12 protein-coding genes, 1 tRNA gene and 2 pseudogenes are annotated in these 15873 nt (G+C 67.3%); 5 read left to right on the plus strand and 10 right to left on the minus strand.

Annotation, left to right across the window (positions count from 1 at the left end; translation table 11 throughout):
• Nucleotides 1–26: 26 nt before the first annotated feature.
• The 3 genes from CCONF_RS08315 to CCONF_RS08325 all read right to left on the minus strand — a co-directional run bounded on the left by CCONF_RS08315 (nt 27) and on the right by CCONF_RS08325 (nt 4177).
• Nucleotides 27–1406, minus strand: a complete 1380-nt coding sequence (locus tag CCONF_RS08315; protein ID WP_290222611.1) for an NAD-dependent succinate-semialdehyde dehydrogenase — start codon at nt 1404–1406, stop codon at nt 27–29.
• 9 nt (nt 1407–1415) lie between these two features.
• Nucleotides 1416–3017 carry a mechanosensitive ion channel domain-containing protein gene (locus tag CCONF_RS08320; protein WP_290222613.1) on the minus strand — a complete coding sequence of 534 codons (1602 nt, stop codon included), beginning with the start codon at nt 3015–3017 and terminating at the stop codon, nt 1416–1418.
• Between the two features lie 65 nt (nt 3018–3082).
• A complete protein-coding gene (locus CCONF_RS08325; protein WP_290222615.1) occupies nt 3083–4177 on the minus strand; it encodes a trimeric intracellular cation channel family protein in 1095 nt (364 codons plus the stop codon).
• A gap of 110 nt (nt 4178–4287) precedes the next feature.
• On the opposite strand from CCONF_RS08325, the gene CCONF_RS08330 reads away from it, so the two are divergent.
• Nucleotides 4288–4361, plus strand: a tRNA-Ile gene (locus CCONF_RS08330).
• 226 nt (nt 4362–4587) lie between these two features.
• Here the strand turns inward: CCONF_RS08330 and CCONF_RS08335 are convergent.
• From CCONF_RS08335 to uriT, 3 genes and pseudogenes are all read right to left on the minus strand, one after another.
• The gene (locus CCONF_RS08335) at nt 4588–5640 is read right to left on the minus strand and encodes an HNH endonuclease signature motif containing protein (protein ID WP_290222617.1); all 1053 of its coding nucleotides are present in this window, start codon (nt 5638–5640) and stop codon (nt 4588–4590) included.
• A gap of 23 nt (nt 5641–5663) precedes the next feature.
• The gene (uriH, locus tag CCONF_RS08340; protein ID WP_290222619.1) at nt 5664–6614 is read right to left on the minus strand and encodes a uridine-preferring nucleoside hydrolase UriH; all 951 of its coding nucleotides are present in this window, start codon (nt 6612–6614) and stop codon (nt 5664–5666) included.
• 17 nt (nt 6615–6631) lie between these two features.
• A pseudogene (uriT, locus tag CCONF_RS08345) lies at nt 6632–7997 on the minus strand (uridine transporter UriT).
• A gap of 208 nt (nt 7998–8205) precedes the next feature.
• Here uriT and CCONF_RS08350 point away from each other — a divergent pair.
• The 4 genes from CCONF_RS08350 to CCONF_RS08365 are packed head-to-tail and all read left to right on the plus strand — an operon-like array spanning nt 8206 to nt 11286.
• The gene (locus CCONF_RS08350; protein WP_435384070.1) at nt 8206–8730 is read left to right on the plus strand and encodes an ABC transporter permease; all 525 of its coding nucleotides are present in this window, start codon (nt 8206–8208) and stop codon (nt 8728–8730) included.
• Nucleotides 8718–9578: an ATP-binding cassette domain-containing protein gene (locus tag CCONF_RS08355; protein ID WP_435384071.1), complete on the plus strand. Its 861-nt coding sequence runs from the start codon at nt 8718–8720 to the stop codon at nt 9576–9578. The genes CCONF_RS08350 and CCONF_RS08355 overlap by 13 nt, the downstream gene beginning before the upstream one ends.
• Entirely contained in the window at nt 9575–10330 is a 756-nt protein-coding gene (locus CCONF_RS08360; protein ID WP_290222621.1) for an ABC transporter permease, read from the plus strand. The genes CCONF_RS08355 and CCONF_RS08360 overlap by 4 nt, the downstream gene beginning before the upstream one ends.
• Nucleotides 10327–11286 (plus strand): glycine betaine ABC transporter substrate-binding protein, encoded by a 960-nt coding sequence (locus CCONF_RS08365; RefSeq protein WP_290222624.1) that lies wholly within the window; start codon nt 10327–10329, stop codon nt 11284–11286. Before CCONF_RS08360 ends, CCONF_RS08365 begins: the two co-directional genes overlap by 4 nt.
• On the opposite strand, the gene CCONF_RS08370 is transcribed toward CCONF_RS08365, so the two are convergent.
• The 4 genes and pseudogenes from CCONF_RS08370 to CCONF_RS08385 form a co-directional block, all read right to left on the minus strand.
• Entirely contained in the window at nt 11279–11551 is a 273-nt protein-coding gene (locus tag CCONF_RS08370) for a FeoC-like transcriptional regulator (RefSeq protein WP_290222629.1), read from the minus strand. The genes CCONF_RS08365 and CCONF_RS08370 overlap by 8 nt on opposite strands.
• A gap of 16 nt (nt 11552–11567) precedes the next feature.
• Nucleotides 11568–13499: pseudogene (gene feoB, locus CCONF_RS08375) on the minus strand (ferrous iron transport protein B).
• A complete protein-coding gene (locus tag CCONF_RS08380; RefSeq protein WP_290222632.1) occupies nt 13496–13756 on the minus strand; it encodes a FeoA domain-containing protein in 261 nt (86 codons plus the stop codon). Before CCONF_RS08380 ends, feoB begins: the two are co-directional and overlap by 4 nt.
• 195 nt (nt 13757–13951) lie before the next feature.
• Nucleotides 13952–15850, minus strand: coding sequence for a calcineurin-like phosphoesterase C-terminal domain-containing protein (locus CCONF_RS08385; protein ID WP_290222634.1), 1899 nt, complete (start codon nt 15848–15850; stop codon nt 13952–13954).
• Between the last annotated feature and the right edge of the window lie 23 nt (nt 15851–15873).

Below are 15873 nucleotides of genomic sequence, written 5' to 3' on the forward strand. Positions count from 1 at the left end.
GGGAGCAAACTTCCGAACCTTAGATTTTATTCCTTTTCATTCACGTAGAACGTTTGCTTGTTGACGAACTCGTCCATGGCCAGAGGGGATAGCTCGCGGCCGTAGCCGGAATTCTTAATCCCGCCGAAGGGCAGCTCGGGGGCCGAGGCTTGCGGGATGTTGACGTGAATCATGCCGGTCTCGATCTGGGAGGCGACGTGCTTGGCGCGCTCCTCGTCCGTGGAGAAGACCGCCCCGCCCAGGCCGTAGCGGGAGTCGTTGGCCAGCGCGATGGCCTCTTCCTCGCTGCCGACGCGGTAGATTTCCGCCACCGGGCCGAAGAACTCGGTGTAGTAGGACTCCGAGCCGACCGGCACGTCCGTGAGCACCGCCGGGGAATAGTAGGCGCCGACCTCGGCCAGTTCGCCGCCGACGTGTAAGCGCGCGCCGGCCTCCACGGCTTCTTTGACCTGCTGGTCGAGGGTCTCGGCCGCCGCGCGTGAGGACAGCGGGTAGTACTTGCCCTCGGCCCCGTCCAGCGGGTCGCCGGGCTGGTAATCCTTCGCGATGCGCCCCATCTCCGCCACGAAGTCATCGTAGATGTCATTCAGCACGATGATGCGCTTGTTGGAGGTGCAGGCCTGCCCGGTGTTCGCCAGGCGCTTGTCCCAGGCTTGGCGGGCGGCGGCCGGGATGTCGGCGGCGTCCAGCACGATGTAGGCGTCGGTGCCGCCCAGCTCAAGGACGCACTTCTTCAGCGCCTTGCCCGCCTGCGCGGCCACGGCCGATCCGGCGCGCTCCGAGCCGGTCAGGGAGACCCCGCGCACCCGCGGATCGGCGATAATCGTCGAGACTTGGTCGTGGGTGGCGTAGAGGTTAATGAACGCGCCCTCGGGCAGGCCGGCCTCGGTGAGGATCTGCGCGAACGCCGCCGAGGAGCGCGGGCAGATTTCAGCGTGCTTGAGCAAGATCGTGTTGCCCACCATCAGGTTCGGCGCGGCAAACCGGGCGACCTGGTAGTACGGGAAGTTCCACGGCATCACGCCCAGCAACGGGCCCACCGGCAGGCGGCGCATGATGGCGGTGCCGCCGCTGTGCGGGATCTTTTCGTCCTGAGCGAACTCGGCGCCGTTGTCGGCGTAGTAGTCTAGAATCTTGGCTGAGTACTTCACCTCACCAATACCGGAGCCGAGCTCCTTGCCCATCTCGGTCGCCACGATTTCCGCCAGCTCGGGCGCGCGCTCGCGCAGGAGCTTCGCGGCGTTGTTGAGGACCTTCTTGCGCTCATCGAAACTGGTCTGGCGCCACTGCTGGAAGGCGTCGGCCGAGTCGGTGATCGCCTGCCCGATGGCGGCGTCGGTGGCGAACTCGAAGGTCTGCTCGATTTCGTCGGTCTTGGGGTTCTGAACGCGGTAGTTCTGTGACATACCCCGAGTCTAAGGATTAGCCCGGGCTGTGTCACCCGCCTCGGTCGGCTCCGCCTGCTCCGTAGGCGCGGCCGGCGATGCCGTCTCCGCCCCAGTCGCCTCACCCGTCGCCGGTGCTTGCTGCTGGTCAGCGCCTCGCCCCGTGCCCTGCCCGGTACCCTGGTCGGCCCCGCGGGACCCGCCGGACTCGCCAGAGTCGCCGGACTGCCCCTCCTGCTCCGTCGCTTCTGCGGCGGTGGGCTCGGCAGTCTCCGGCTGCGGCTCGCTCTCCTGCTCCGTGACGGTGTCCGTGCCGGTCGCGGCGTCGTCGCCCGCGGTGGTTTCGGTTTCGGCTTCCGGTGTGGACGTCTGCGTCCAGTTCGCCGGCGAGAGCCAGCCGGCGCTGGCATTTTCCGGGTTGCTGGAGGCCAGCACCAGCAGGCCGATGACGGCCAGGGCGGCGAACAAGCCAGTCGTCGAGGCCCGAATCCGCCCACCCAGGGTCACCAGCTTGCCCCAGCGCGTGGCCGGTTCGTCGTCGCGCCAGATACTCCCGTTGGCCGGGCCGTCCTCCAGCTCCTCACTGCCTTCCAATGCCGCCTGGTTCGCGGCGACGTCCTCGGGTTCTTCCATGGGAGTGGAGCCTTCCGGCCCGGGCAGCACCACGGTCTCGGCGGTCTCCGGGTCCGGCGAACCCGGCGACTCAGGCGAACGCGGCGACTCAGGCGATCCCGGCGCCGGCTGCTGTGTCCCGGCCAGCACCTCGACGGCAGGCCGAGGTAGCTCGCTGGGGGCATCGGCGGCGAGGTGGTAGTGATCCCAGAAGGCGTTGAGCAGCGCGGACCGGATGCCGCGCTCGACGGCCCACTGCCGGGCCGGGTTGACCCGGACCATGACGCGGTAGTTGACCCGCCACGGCTGGCCAGCGGCCGTGGGGGCCTCCAGGCCGGTAGCGGGCAGGACCTCGACCTCGCCGACAACATCGGGGGCGATCTGCGGGTCGGCGATCGCCTCCTCGGAAATCCGCTCGACCTGGGCGGTGATATCGGCGGGGTTCTCCCCCGTCGAGACCGGCACCGCAAGGTTGACCACCGCGCGCGACCAGTCCTGGGAGTAGTTGGTGACCACGCCGGCGGAGCCGTTGGGCACCGTGACGACCTCGCCGGTCGGCGTGCGGACCTTGGTGGTGCGCAGCGTCAGGGCCACCACCGTGCCCTCGATGCCCGTCGCCCCGTCGAAGCTGACGTAGTCGCCCACGCCGAACTGTTTCTCGGACAGGATGAAAAATCCGGACAGGAAATCCCCGATGATGGACTGCGCGCCAAAGCCGACGGCTGCAGAAACCACGGTCGCGGGGATGGCCGCGCCCAGCGGCGGCACGCCGATATTCGACAGTGCCGCGACCACCAGCAGGAAGTAGGCTACGACCTCGCCGACGTAGACGAGCGCCCCGACCAGCGCCAGGCGCGCCTTGGTGGCTTCTTCTTCCTGGTCCAGCCGGCTTTCGATGATGCGCACCACCAGGCGGCCAATCCGCGGAATGAGCACCGCGGTCAGCACAATGCCCAACAGGGGCAGGCCGTGATCGACCACGATGCCCCACAGTTGGAAAAGATAGTATTTCAGGTTCATAACGGCTAAATTAGTCCGCCAACCTGAACGTTTAATGCCACGCGACTGCGCGCTGTTTTCAGGTTTTAATCGCCCTCGTCGCCGCGTTGCTCGTAGCGCTTGACTAGACGCTCGATGAGCTCGTCGGTCAGTTCGTCGTCGACCAAGATCCGGTCGAGCATATCGCGGTGGGCGGAGTCATCGCTGTCATAGGAATCCCCGGCCAGGTCGACGCCCATGCCGGACAGCAGGCCCTGGTCTGCGGGGTTGTCGTCGGCGGGGGCATCGTCGAGCGCGGTGGGGTCGACGGCGGCGAATTCGGAGGTAAATTCCTCCATGAACTCGTCGGCGGCGGTCTCCGCGTCCGCGCGGCGCGTGCCTTTACTGACCTCGGCCTCGATGCGCCGCTTGAGGGCCTTTTCCATCTGCCGATGCCGCCACCGCCTAAGCTTGCCCGGCTCCAGCCGCCGGCCCACGGCCCGGCCCTTGTGCTCGGCCTTCTTGGCCAACGATGCCATCTGCGCCGCCGTATCATTCACCGGCGCCCATTCCTGGTTCGTTGAGACTCGCCAGTTGCCCCAGTAGCCCCACAGGGTGAGCACGAAACTGATGATGGGGCCGACCACCATGCCCACGGCCATGAAGCCGAACTGGTGCGCTATGAGGACCGTGACGGCGCAGGCGACCGCCGGGATGACGGTGGGCCGGTTATCGCCGAAGATGGCCGGGGTGCGCCCGGTGACGGTGTCGCGGATCATGGACCCGCCCGTGGCAGTGAACACGCCCATCATGATGCAGGGCAGGACCGGCAGGCCATAGGTAATGGCCTTCACCGCGCCGGTGGCCGCCCACAGCGCGGAGACCAGGGCGTCACCGTGGACTTCGAAGAATTCCCAGGTCTTGCCCTTGAAATAGACGAAACGGGCAATCAGCGCGCCGGTGAAGGCGAGGATGAGGTACTCCGGCTCGCTCATGGCGGCGACGGTGCCGCGGTTGATCAGCACGTCGCGGATCATGCCGCCGCCCAGCGCCGAGAACAGCGCGATGAAGAAAAAGCCCACGATGTCGTAGCCCCGCTGGCGCGCAATCGTGCCGCCGATGATGCCCATCAGCAGCACGCCGCTGACATCGGACCAGCGGTACAGCGCGGTGATTAGGGGGTCTACCTCTTCGACCGTCATACTGCTGATTTTAGAACCACCCCGCACGCGCCGCTGGCACCACACCCCCGGTTTCTTACCCGGCAGGTCCACCCCGCTACACTAGCTTCCAGCGCTGCGCGCGGTTACAAGGGGCTATAGCTCAGTCGGTTAGAGCTACGGACTCATAATCCGTCGGTCCCGGGTTCGAGCCCCGGTGGCCCCACTGCTCACAAGGCGCCTGGGCGTGCCTAAAAGCGCCTCTAGCTGCGCCGTTTCAGGCAGACAGTTTAAGGCAGGCAGTTTTAGACATGCCGACGGGGCGTTCGTGGGCAATTTTCCCGCGAACGCCTCGTCTTTGTCTTCTTTGCCGTCTGTGTCGTGTTTCCCATTTTTGGGTTTGCGGTGCTTTAGGGTCACGCCTTCGATCCGCACTCTTAAACGCGCGCCGTTTAGGCCCGGGCAGCGGCGGCCCCAGCGGCTGGGGCATCGGGCGGGCGCTGCGGCGGCACCCAGACGGTCTTGCCGCGCACCCGGGCCATGCGCCCGCACTTTTTCGGGTTGTCCACGCCGTCCTCGTTCGCGCCGTTGTGGTGCGGGCACAGGGTGGCCAGGTTGTCCTGGTTGGTCGGCCCGCCCGAGAACCAGGGCCGGATGTGGTGGACCTGGCATTCGTCGGCGCCGGCCAGGCATTGCGGCCAGGCGCAGACGGGGTGTTCCATCATCGCCAGGCGCCGCTGCTTCCAGGAGGCCAGGCGGCTATCGCGGTAGAGGTTGACGGGACCTGCGACGGGGTCGAAGACGCCGACGTAGCCGACATCGCCAAGCGTGCGGGTGACCAGTTCGGCGCCGCTGATGACAGCGCCGTTGGTCAGCTGGACGGTGATGTCCTCGCCCGCCCCGCCGGAGGCCAGCTCGCCGAAGTCTTCTAGGCTGAGCACCACGTTGGTGGTGACATGGGCGCGCTCGGCGCTGCCCTCCCCGGTGAACATGGCACGGGCGTCGTCGACGTCTTTGACGTGGGCTTTGATGTCGGCGACAAGCCCGGCGTCGGCGACCAAGCGCATGGCCCACAGGCCCGCGGTGGAGCGGGTATAGACCACGCCCGGCACCGGCTCCGGCTTGAGGGCGGCGGCGCGGACCTTCCGGGCAGCGGCCCGGCGCATGCCGGCGGCACCCAGCTCGAGGGCGGACAGCTCCTCCATGATGCGCCAGGCGTCGTTTTTGTTTTTCACCCGCCGCAGCACCCCGCAGACTACGTCGAGGACCTGCAGGCCGTGGCCTAGCCGCTCGGCGTTGGCGCGCACGCGGCGCTGGCGGCGGCTGTTGTTAACGCGCCCGAACAGCGTCTGGGCTAGGCCGATGACGCGCTCGACCTCGTCCTGGTTCTGCGTCATGTCGGCGCGCAGGCCGGCCCAGTCGGCGTGCCAGGCGCCCTCAATGACGGCGATGCCCGGCTGCGCACTGGCAGCCAGGAAGCGCTGCAAACAATCCCCCGATGTCATGGGGCCGACTCTAAAACAGCCGGCTAGTCCTCGCAACCGGAAAGGGCGCCGACGGCATCCACGACCAGGTCCCAGAAAGCCGCGTGGTCGAGCGTCGTGGCGACCTGGGTGTGGCAGTCGTCGCCAGCTGGGGCGCGGAAGTCCGTGACCGTCATGCCGGTGGTCAGCGCACCGCTCAGCTCCACCTGGACCGGGGCCTTGACCGTGCGCACGATGGCCGGGTCGATGAGGTAGGCAATCGTGCACGGGTCGTGGACCGGCGGGTCGTCGAAGCCCTGGTTTTCGCGGTAGGCCTCGCGGAAGAAACCGAACAGGCCGACCACGAAGTCGCCAAGCTCGGTACCCATCGCGCGGAAGCGCTCCTCGACTTCGGCGGTGGCCAGCGCCTGGTGGGTCAGGTCCAGGCCCACCATGGTCACGGGCCAGGCCTCGCCGAAGACGATGTGCGCGGCCTCCGGGTCGACCTTGATATTGAACTCCGCCACCGCGGACCAGTTGCCCTGGTGGTAACCGCCGCCCATGAGCACGACCTCGCGCACACGCTCAACGATGCGCGGTTCCTTCCGCGCCGCCAGCGCAATATTGGTCAGCGGGCCCGTCGGCACGAGGGTGACCGTGCCAGGCTCTGCAGACATAACGGTATCGATGATGAAATCCACCGCGTGGGAGTCTTGCACCTCGACGCTGGGCTCTGGCAGCTCGATGCCGCGCACGTCCATGCCGGTTGAGCCGTGGATGTCTTCGGCGACCTCGACGTCGCGCACCAGCGGGCGGTCACAGCCTGGGTAGACGGGCACCTCGGTGTGGCCGGTCAGCTCGAGGACGACCTGCGCGTTGCGTGTGACCTTGTCGAGGGTCTGGTTGCCGCCGACGGTGGTCACGCCCAGCAGGTCGATGCCGGGGTTGCCCAGGGCCAGCAGCAGGGCGACGGCATCGTCGTGCCCGGGATCGCAGTCCAGAATTATCTTGGTCATCTTCTCCTACCAATCTCCTAGTCGTGGTTGGCGGCTGCGACCGTGTCACCTATGGATTCCGGCTTCGGGATGAGCAGGCTCATGGCCAACGCCGCTGCCAAAATGATACAGCCGGTGACCAGGCCCGCGTGGTAGCCGGAGTTGAAGGAGCCGGCCACGCCGAACAGGATGGCGAAGCTCAGGCCCGCGCCTAGGTTGAAGGCGCCGGCGTTCATGCCGGGCAGGTAGCCCTGGTTGTCCGCCGGGGACAAAACGATGCCCAGCCCGTTGAGCATGATGTTGGCAATACCCGCGTAGGTGATACCGATAAGCAGCGAGACGAGAAGCAGCGACAGCTTGCCGGGGTTGCCCACAATGAAGACGGTGACGATGAGGCCGACGACCGTGCCGACCAGGCCGGTCTGCAGCACGAATTTGTAGCCGACCTGCGCGGCCATCCAGCCGGCGATAGGCCCGAAGACCAGTCCGGCCAGCGCGTACGGGGTCAGCGTGTAGAAGGAGACGACGTCCGCGCTCATGCCGGCGCCGACCTCGGTGTCCTGACCCAGGTTCGGGATGAGCCCGTTCATGACGGCGAAGACGCCGGTCATCGTCAGCAAAGTCGTCGACAGCAGGGCCCAGGTGCGGCGTTGCTTGAGGTAGTCCACGGTGACCAAGGGGTGGCGCACGCGCTTTTCGATGTTCCAGAAGACCACCAGGCAGACCGCGCCGACCAGAAGGAGGATGACGACGAGGAGCCAGTTGGCATCGGCAAGCTTGCCGGCCTCGTTGAAGGCGGTGAGCACACAGCCCAGCGCCACGGCCAGCGGCGCGATACCCGCCCAGTCCATGGAGATGGTCGCGTCCGCCACGGATTCCTGCGTCCAGCCGCGCACGCCGATAACGGCCAGAGCGCAGAAAACGGCCATCGTCCAGAAGACCGAGCGGAAACCGAAGTGGTCCGCCAGGACGCCGCCGGCCAGGGCGTCCACGCCCGCAATACCGCCGTTAACCGAGGTCAAAACGCCCAGCAGCAGGGCGTACTGCTTCTCGTTGGCGACGTGTTGGCGCAGCATGATCAGCGTCAGCGGCACCGTCGGGCCCGCCACGCCCTGGATAACGCGGCCCAGCAGCAGGATGGTCACGTTCGGCGCCAGCGCCGCCACCAGGCAGCCGATGCCGGTAATCGTCATCATGCCAACCAGGACCTTGCGGCGGCCGATGAGATCACCCCACCGCGGCAGGAAGAGCGAGAACAGCGCTGCGGCGGTGAAAAACGCCGTCTGCGTCATACCGATCTGGGAGGTCGTCGCCCCCCAGCTCGGTTTCCATCGTGGCCAGCGCGGGCGAGAGCATGGAGGCGTTGAGCTGGAAGGCGAAGACCGCCGTCAGCAACGCGACCATGAGCGGGAGCACCTGTTTGAGGGGCAAGCGGCCGGGGTTCGGCAGTAGCGTGCATGCCTACTCTTTCTACTGGATGTGACGGGTTTGTTAGCTAAAAGGATATTAGGCATTGCACCGCCAGACCAGATCGCGGAGCCGGCCCGCCGCACGTAGGCCTGTATGCTGGGAATATGGTTTTATCTTTCTTTATTTGTGAAGGGTTGACCCCATGAACGGTCTCGCAGAATTCATCGGCTCCCGGTGGCAGGACATCGCCTTCCGCGCTTTCCAGCACACCAGCCTGGTGCTCCAGTCGGTGGCCGTGGCCTTGATCATCGCGCTGGTCATCGCGGTGTTGGTGACACGCTCGTCGAAGGCGACCGCCGCTGCCAACGCGCTGTCGTCCATCGGGCTGACGCTGCCCTCGCTGGCGCTGCTGGGCCTGGCGATTCCGCTCTTCGGCATCGGTACGGTCCCGTCGGTGGCGCTGGTGGTCTTCTACGCCGTGCTGCCCATCCTGCGCAACGCCATCGTCGGGCTGCAGGGCGTGGACCCGGCCGTGGTGGAATCCGCGCGCGGGCAGGGCATGTCGCCGGCCGCAGTCTTGTTCCGCGTGCGGCTGCCGCTGGCGTGGCCGGTCATCATGACCGGTATCCGGGTCTCGACGCAGCTGTCGATGGGTGTGGCCGCCATCGCCGCCTGCGCCGCGAAATCGGCTACGTCATCCAGGGCGGCGGCCTCATGCCGCACATGACGGTGGCGGACAACATCGCCATCGTCCCGCACCTGCTCAAGTGGCCAAAGTCGAAGATCGCCCAGCGCGTCGACGAGCTACTCGACATGGTCGGCCTGGATCCTTCCGTCTACCGCGACCGCTTCCCCCGGGAGCTCTCAGGCGGCCAGCAACAGCGCGTGGGCGTGGCCCGCGGCCTGGCGGCCGATCCGCCGGTGGTGCTGATGGATGAGCCTTTCGGCGCCGTGGATCCGATCACCCGTACGCGCCTGCAGGACGAGCTGGTCAACATCCAGTCGGATCTAGGCAAAACCATCGTGTGCGTCACCCACGACATCGATGAGGCGGTCAAGCTCGGCCACCGCATCCTGATTCTGCAGCCCGGCGCGCAGATCGCACAGTACGATACCCCGGAAAACATCCTGGCCGCCCCCGCCAACGAGTTCGTCGAGGACTTCATCGGCTCCGGCTCGACGCTCAAGCAGCTGAGCCTGAAGCGCGTCGAGGAGATGGATTTGTGGGATCCGGCGGTCGCGCGCATCGGCGAGCCGGCCGACGAGGTTGTCGCCCGGGCCCGCGCCGCCGGCGAGGACACCGTGGTGGTCCTCGATGACAAGGACCGTCCGCGCGAGTGGGTCACGCTGCGCCAGGTGCAGCGGCACCGGGTCCTGCCCGAGCCCACCGTGGAGCTGTCCTCGGTGGTCGGCGCTCGCTCCACGCTGAGCGATGCCATGTCGGCCATGCTCGTGTCCTCCCACGGTGGCGCGATGGTCACCCGGCGCGGAAAATTCATTGGCGTACTGCTCTACGACACCGTCAATGACTACGTGCGCACCTTGAAGGCGAAGGCGGGTGACAGCGAGCAATGAAAGAAAAGCTAACCCACGCCTCGGCGGAAAACCGCCTTCTTTTAATCGGCATCCCGGTGCTCGTGGCGGCCACGCTAATCGGGTGGTTTATCTGGCGCTCGGCGGCGGGCCTCGACGACATCGAGGCGCGCACCCTGGACCTGTCTAACGTCGGCTACCTGGCGCTCGAGCACATCCAGATCGTGGTGGTGACCGCCGTGCTGGTGGTGGTCACGGCGGTGCCGCTGGGCATCGTGCTCACGCGCCCGGCCACGAAATTCCTCGCCCCGCTGGCTACGGGCCTGGCCAATATCGGGCAGGCCGCCCCTGTCATCGGCGTCATCGTTTTGCTGGCCATCTGGTTGGGCTTCGGCCCGCCGGTAGCGATTGCGGGCCTGTGGGTCTATGCCTTCCTGCCGGTGCTGGCCAACGTAGTAGCCGGCCTGCGTGGGGTGGATCCCGCGCTGGTGGAGGCCGCCCGGGGACTGTCGATGTCGCCGGCCCAAGTCCTGCTCAAAGTCGAACTGCCCATTGCCCTGCCGGTAATTATGACCGGCGTGCGCACCTCCCTGGTGCTTTTGGTCGGCGCCGGGGCCTTCGCCACGTTTATTGACGCCGGCGGGCTCGGCGGGCTGATCACTACCGGCATTAACCTGTACCGCAACTCCATTCTGGTCTCCGGCGCGGTGCTCATCGCGGCCTTGGCTCTGGCCGTAGAGTGGGTGGGCCGGCTGCTGGAAGTAGCCCTGACTCCGAAGGGGATGAACGCATGAAGTTTCGCACGCTAATCGCCGCCGCCTGCCTGGTGCCCACGCTGGCCCTGGGCGGCTGTGGGCTGGGCACCGCGGGCGGGTTCGTGCCGACAGCCGAGCTCGACGGCGAGCTTACGGATATCGATTTATCGGGCACCAACGTCTCTATCGGTTCGAAGAATTTCACCGAGCAGATCATCCTGGGCAAGATCGGCGCTATCCTGCTGCAGTCGGCCGGCGCGGATGTCCAGGACCTGACTAACGTGCCGGGCTCGACCTCGGCGCGCCAGGCGCTGGTCGCCGGGGACATGGACATGATGTTTGAGTACACCGGCACGGCGTGGATTACCTACCTGGGCAAGACGGACCCCATCCCGGACACCCAGCAACAATACGAAGCCGTCAAGGACGCCGATGCCGCCAACGGGCTCACCTGGCTGCCACCGGCGCCGATGAACAACACCTACGCCCTGGCCGTTAGCGAGGACACGGCGCAGGAATACGGCATCGAGTCGCTGGTTGACATCTCCAAGCTTCCGGTCGAGGAACAGACCATCTGCTCAGACGCGGAGTTCATCGCCCGCAACGACGGCCTGATGCCCATGCTGGATGCCTACGGCGTGGAACAACCCAGCCGAGAGCGCCTGCTGGAGATGGATTCCGGCGCGGTGTATGCGGCCCTCGACCGCGGCGAGTGCCGGATGGGCTCGGTCTTTGCGACCGACGGGCGCATCGACGCGCTCGACCTCCACGTCTTAAGCGATCCGAAGGGGTTCTTCCCGAAGTACAACATGGCCCCAGTGGTGCGCACCGAGGTCATGGAGGAAAACCCCGAAATCGCCGAGCTGCTGGCTCCCCTCTCCGACATCCTGACCGATGAGCGGATGCAGCAGCTCAACGCGCGCGTGGACGTCGACGGCGAGGATTACGCCACCGTCGCCTACGACTTCCTGCGCGAAGAGGGCCTGGTTAGTTAATCAGCTCCAGCAACACGGGCCCGCGCCGCACCGCTCCCCCGGCGCTGGGGCAGGTGCCCGCGGCCGCGCAGCCGCCGCAGCCGCCGGACGGGCAGCCGGAGACCGGCTCGGGTACGAGCCCGCCGGTGGCCAGCAGGTGATCGAGGATGGCGTCGACGACGCCGGCATCCAGCCCGCTGCGCGCGGCCACCTCGGCGCGGGAGGTGACCCCGCGTCCGATGAGCTCACGCACGGTGGCCAGTGGAGATGTCCGTCTATCAGTCATTTAAGCCACAACCCCGTCAGAACCACAACCGCAGGATCTGGAAGGCCGCCACGGAGAGCATCCAGGCTAGGGCCAACTGCACGCCGAAGCCGAACAACGTCCAGCGCCAGCCGATCTCGCGGCGCTGGGCCGCCAGCGTGGCCACGCAGGGGGTATAGGCCAGCAGGAAGAGCATGTAGGCCCAGACCGCGGCGCGGGCGTGGCCGCCGGAGGCGGCGTCGAAGTCAGCGCGCACGTGGTCGCTCAGGCTGCTGCGGGCCTGCTCGTCGGGCTCGGCGTCGGTGACGTTGTCGACAGAGTAGGTCTGCGCCCAGGTGGAAATCAGCGCCTCCTTGGCCACGAACCCGGTGACCAGCGGCCCGGTCAGGGACTAGGAATCGAAGCCGGCGGGGGCGAAGATGGGCGCGGCGGCATCGGCAAGCGCGCCGTAGGCGGAGTCTTCGACGGCCAGCTCACCGGCGCTAGCCTCGTCCAGTTGGGCGGCGGAAACCGGCAGGGCCATGAGCATCCAGACCACCACGACGGTAGCGACGATGATGCCGCCGGCCGTGCGCAAAAAGCCCTTGAGCCGGGTCCACGTAACCGCCAGCGCCAGGCGCGGGGTCGGGACTTGGTATGTCGGCAGGTCGATGACCAGGGTCTCGTACGGCATCGTGCGCCAGAGGGTGTGCCGCAGCAGCAGGCCGGTGAGCACCACCAGCGCAATCGAAATGACGTACATGGCAAAGACCACGGACCCGGCATGGGCGGGGAAGAACGTGGTGGCCAGCATCACGAAGACGACTAGGCGCGCCGAGCACGAGGTAAACGGGATGAGCAGGCAGGTCAGGATGCGGTGGCGCGGGGTGCCCAGCACGCGGGTGGCCGAAATGGCCGGCACGTTGCAGCCGAAGCCGACAACGATGGGGATAAACGCCTTGCCCGGCAGACCGATGGCCCGCATGACGCGGTCGGTGACCACCGCCGCCCGGGCCATGTAGCCGGAGTCTTCCAGCACCGCGAGGCAGATAAACATCAGCGCCATCAGCGGCGCGAACGTCAGCACCATGCCGACGCCGGCGACCAGTCCGTCGACGATCAAACCCGTGACCAGCGGGTGATCCCAGCCGAGTGCGCCGAGGGCCGCGGTAACCGCGCCGGAGACCGGCCCGGAGACGAGGGCCTCCAGTCCGTCCTGGAGGGGCCCGGCGACGGTGGTGGTGATTTGGAAGACCAGCCACATCGCGGCCATAAACAGCAGCGGGCCGGCCACCGGGTGCAGGGCCACCTTGTCAAGGCGCTGCGTGAGAGTGGTGACCTCGTGGTCCTGGGTGACAGCGGCGCGGGCGGCAGCGTCCAGATCGATGAAGCGCTGGTCCGGGGTGTCGTCCGGGCGAAGCGCTTCCGGGCTACTTGCCAGAGCAGCGTTGACGGCCGCGCGCACGCGGGAGATCCCGTCGCGGCGGCGCGGGTCCACCGCCACCACCGGCAGGCCGGTGGCAGCCGAAAGCGCGTCCGCGTCCACACGCAGGCCCCGCGCTTCGGCCACGTCCAGCTTGGTCAGCGTGACGATAATCCGGTAGGGCTCGCCGGCGAGCTGGAAGGCGATGTTGAGCCCGCGGGCGACGGCGGTGGCATCGACGGCCACGATGACGAGGTCGGGGCGGTGGCAGGGCGGGGCATCAAGAAGCATCTCGCGGGTCAGCGCCTCGTCGGGGCTGAGCGGCTCGAGGGAATACGCACCCGGGAAATCGATGACGTCGGCCTGGGAGTCCGTGCCCAGCCGCCCGGCGCCGCGGCTGATTTCCACGGTCGTGCCCGGCCAGTTGCCGGTCTGGGCGCGCGCCCCGGTCAGGGCGTTAAACAGGGTGGATTTGCCGGAGTTGGGCGCGCCGACCAGCGCGACGATGGGCGAGCCTTTCGGGGCCAGCGCCCCACCCGGGTTGCCGTGGCAGGTTGCAGTCGTCATGCCAGCACCTCCAGCAGGCGCAGGGTGTGGGCATCGACGGCGTAGCGGCAGGTGCCCACGCTCACGATGCGCGACCCGCCCGCCACGGCCGGCCCAATCTCGACCTGCGCCCCGGCGCGCAGACCCAGTTCGGCCATGCGATTGGCCAGCGGGGCGTTTGCCTGGCGCAGGTGCTCCACGTTCGCGGCGGTTAAAACGAGTGAGGCCCCCCGCCTCCCGCGGGGCGGGCGCTGGGCCCGGGAAGCAATGGCTGGCATGGCCATCGTCCTTTCGGTCGGTGATGCGTGTCGTCGAAGCCGCGCACCAAAGGCTTATAACACCCTTTAATCTACTCCGAGTTAGCCAAACCTACCCAAAGTTTCGAGGCAAGTGTGACCAAGTAGACCCTTACCTATCTTCCCGGTCACTCCCCGCCCCGCGCCGCGGCGTCGCCGTAGCACACGGCGCGGTTTTTAGAGGCGGATACCCAGCTGGCGGGCGAAGCCGCGCAGCTGTTCCATGACCGCCGGGGTGCTCAGCGCGCCGACCGCGGCGATAATGCCGACCAGCCCCACCACGGCGGCGACGGTGCCGCCCTGGCTGGACCCGCCGGCCCCGCTGGACCCGCTGCTCAGGTCATCGGATGAGCCCGCGGACGACCCATCGGAGCCGTTCTGGTCAGACTCGCCGACGACAAACTCGTAGTCCTTGGTGTAGGTGTTGCCGTGGACGTCGGTGGCGGTGACCCGGGCGGTGTGGGTGCCCTCCTTCAGGTCGTCGGGCAGCGGCGCGCGCCAGATGTGGGCGGCGCGGTCCGCGATGCTTCCGCCGTGTACGGCCTGGGCCTGCACGGCCAGCGGGTCGGAGTACTCGGCACCAAAGCGCTGCTCCTCGCCCTGCATGGGCTGGGTGCGCTCGGCATCAACGGCATCCGCGCCGTCGAAGGAGACCTCGACGGTGGAGCCGGTGGCGCCCATGAAGAAGTTGGTGGTCAGGTAGGACTCGCCCAGCTCCTCGGCGCCCACCTGCTCGGGGTTGTCGAAGGCCGGCTTATCGCCGCCCTTCTTGGCCTGGGAGCCGTCGTACTCGATGGTCTCGTCGTACCACTCGCGGTAGCGCGGGGTGTTCAGGGAGACGTTCATCTGATCGTTCTGGTCGCCGCCGACCGGGGTGAAGAACTCGCTGACCTCGGAGCCGTTGATGTCCAGGGAGAGCACGCCCGGCTTGGAGCCGTCGCGGCCGTAGGACTTCGGCACGCCGCCCTCCCCCATCTCGCCGGAGTACCAGTCGCCGGAGATGGCGCCGGCCACGATGTTGGTAAACGGCAGCTCGTCCACGCCGAGCGTGTCCTTCCACTCCTGGGTGCTGTCGCCGGCGCGCATGTTGGCTACGGCGTGGGTGTGGCCGCTCACCGCGATGGCCTCGCGGCCTTCGACCAGCTCGGCGATCTCCTTGGCCTGGTCGATCTGGTGGCGGGCGGAGCCGGAGTCAGAGAAGGAAAACAGCGGGATGTGGGAGGCCAGCACGATGACCTTGTCCTCGGGCGTGCGCTCGATGTCGGCGCGGAGCCAGGCCATCTGGTCGTCATCGATGGCGCCGTTGTACTGCTCGCCGTCGACGGGGTACTCGACAGATTCTAGGGAGATGATGTGGGCGTTGCCCACGTCGTAGGAGTGGTAGGCCGGCCCGAATTCCTGGCGGTAGGTGTCGAATTTGTGCTCGGCGTCGGCGTCGAAGTCCAGGTCGTGGTTGCCGGGCAGGAAGCGCGCCGGCGAGTTAAGCATGCCGGTCAGCTCGCGGGTGTCCGGGTAGAGGGAGAGATCGTCGCCGACGACGTCGCCGATAAATAGCGCGCCGCAGTTGGTGAAGTCGTCGCGCTGGCTGAGGTCGGTAAAAGCGCCGGTGCGGGCGTAGCCGACTTCGTCCTTGTCGTAGGTCTGGATGTCGCCGCCGATGAGGCAGCGCTGGTTGTCCAGGGCGGAGTCCGGGTCGCTAACGAGCGGGAAGTTGACGGCCTCCGGGGTGCCGCCGCTGGCTTCGATGCCGCCGTATTTCAGCTCCGAGGAGCCTTCCGGGACGTGGTTGTAGAAGAACTGCGCGACGTTGTCGTCGTCGACGGGCACCTGGTAGCCGGCCGGCTGAGTGATGAAGACGGTGGTGTTGTCGTCGACGGGGATTTCGTAGCGGCCCTCGGCGTCGGTGGTCACGACCTCGCGGCCGTTGGAGACGGCCACGCCCTCGATGGGGGCCTCGTCGTCCTGGGTGGAGTTGCGGTTGGTGTCGTCGAAGACGGTGCCGGTGAGGGTGTCGCGGACGGCATCGTCAGCCGCGGGGACGAGCTCGACTGCGCCGCGGTAGCGGCGGTGAGCCATGACGAAGTTCCATTCGAGTGTGA

The sequence above is a fragment of the Corynebacterium confusum genome (assembly GCF_030408715.1).
GTDB classification, from domain to species: Bacteria; Actinomycetota; Actinomycetes; order Mycobacteriales; family Mycobacteriaceae; genus Corynebacterium; species Corynebacterium confusum.

What these genes read in the sequence shown, in the direction of transcription:
- CCONF_RS08360 (WP_290222621.1), top strand. Translation starts at nt 9,575, where the DNA reads ATGAAAGAAAAGCTAACCCACGCCTCGGCGGAAAACCGCCTTCTTTTA.
- CCONF_RS08320 (WP_290222613.1), bottom strand. Translation starts at nt 3,017, where the DNA reads ATGAACCTGAAATACTATCTTTTCCAACTGTGGGGCATCGTGGTCGAT.
- CCONF_RS08370 (WP_290222629.1), bottom strand. Translation starts at nt 11,551, where the DNA reads ATGACTGATAGACGGACATCTCCACTGGCCACCGTGCGTGAGCTCATC.
- CCONF_RS08335 (WP_290222617.1), bottom strand. Translation starts at nt 5,640, where the DNA reads ATGACATCGGGGGATTGTTTGCAGCGCTTCCTGGCTGCCAGTGCGCAG.
- CCONF_RS08380 (WP_290222632.1), bottom strand. Translation starts at nt 13,756, where the DNA reads ATGCCAGCCATTGCTTCCCGGGCCCAGCGCCCGCCCCGCGGGAGGCGG.
- CCONF_RS08315 (WP_290222611.1), bottom strand. Translation starts at nt 1,406, where the DNA reads ATGTCACAGAACTACCGCGTTCAGAACCCCAAGACCGACGAAATCGAG.
- CCONF_RS08325 (WP_290222615.1), bottom strand. Translation starts at nt 4,177, where the DNA reads ATGACGGTCGAAGAGGTAGACCCCCTAATCACCGCGCTGTACCGCTGG.
- CCONF_RS08355 (WP_435384071.1), top strand. Translation starts at nt 8,718, where the DNA reads ATGCCGCACATGACGGTGGCGGACAACATCGCCATCGTCCCGCACCTG.
- CCONF_RS08385 (WP_290222634.1), bottom strand. Translation starts at nt 15,850, where the DNA reads ATGGCTCACCGCCGCTACCGCGGCGCAGTCGAGCTCGTCCCCGCGGCT.
- uriH (WP_290222619.1), bottom strand. Translation starts at nt 6,614, where the DNA reads ATGACCAAGATAATTCTGGACTGCGATCCCGGGCACGACGATGCCGTC.
- CCONF_RS08365 (WP_290222624.1), top strand. Translation starts at nt 10,327, where the DNA reads ATGAAGTTTCGCACGCTAATCGCCGCCGCCTGCCTGGTGCCCACGCTG.
- CCONF_RS08350 (WP_435384070.1), top strand. Translation starts at nt 8,206, where the DNA reads ATGAACGGTCTCGCAGAATTCATCGGCTCCCGGTGGCAGGACATCGCC.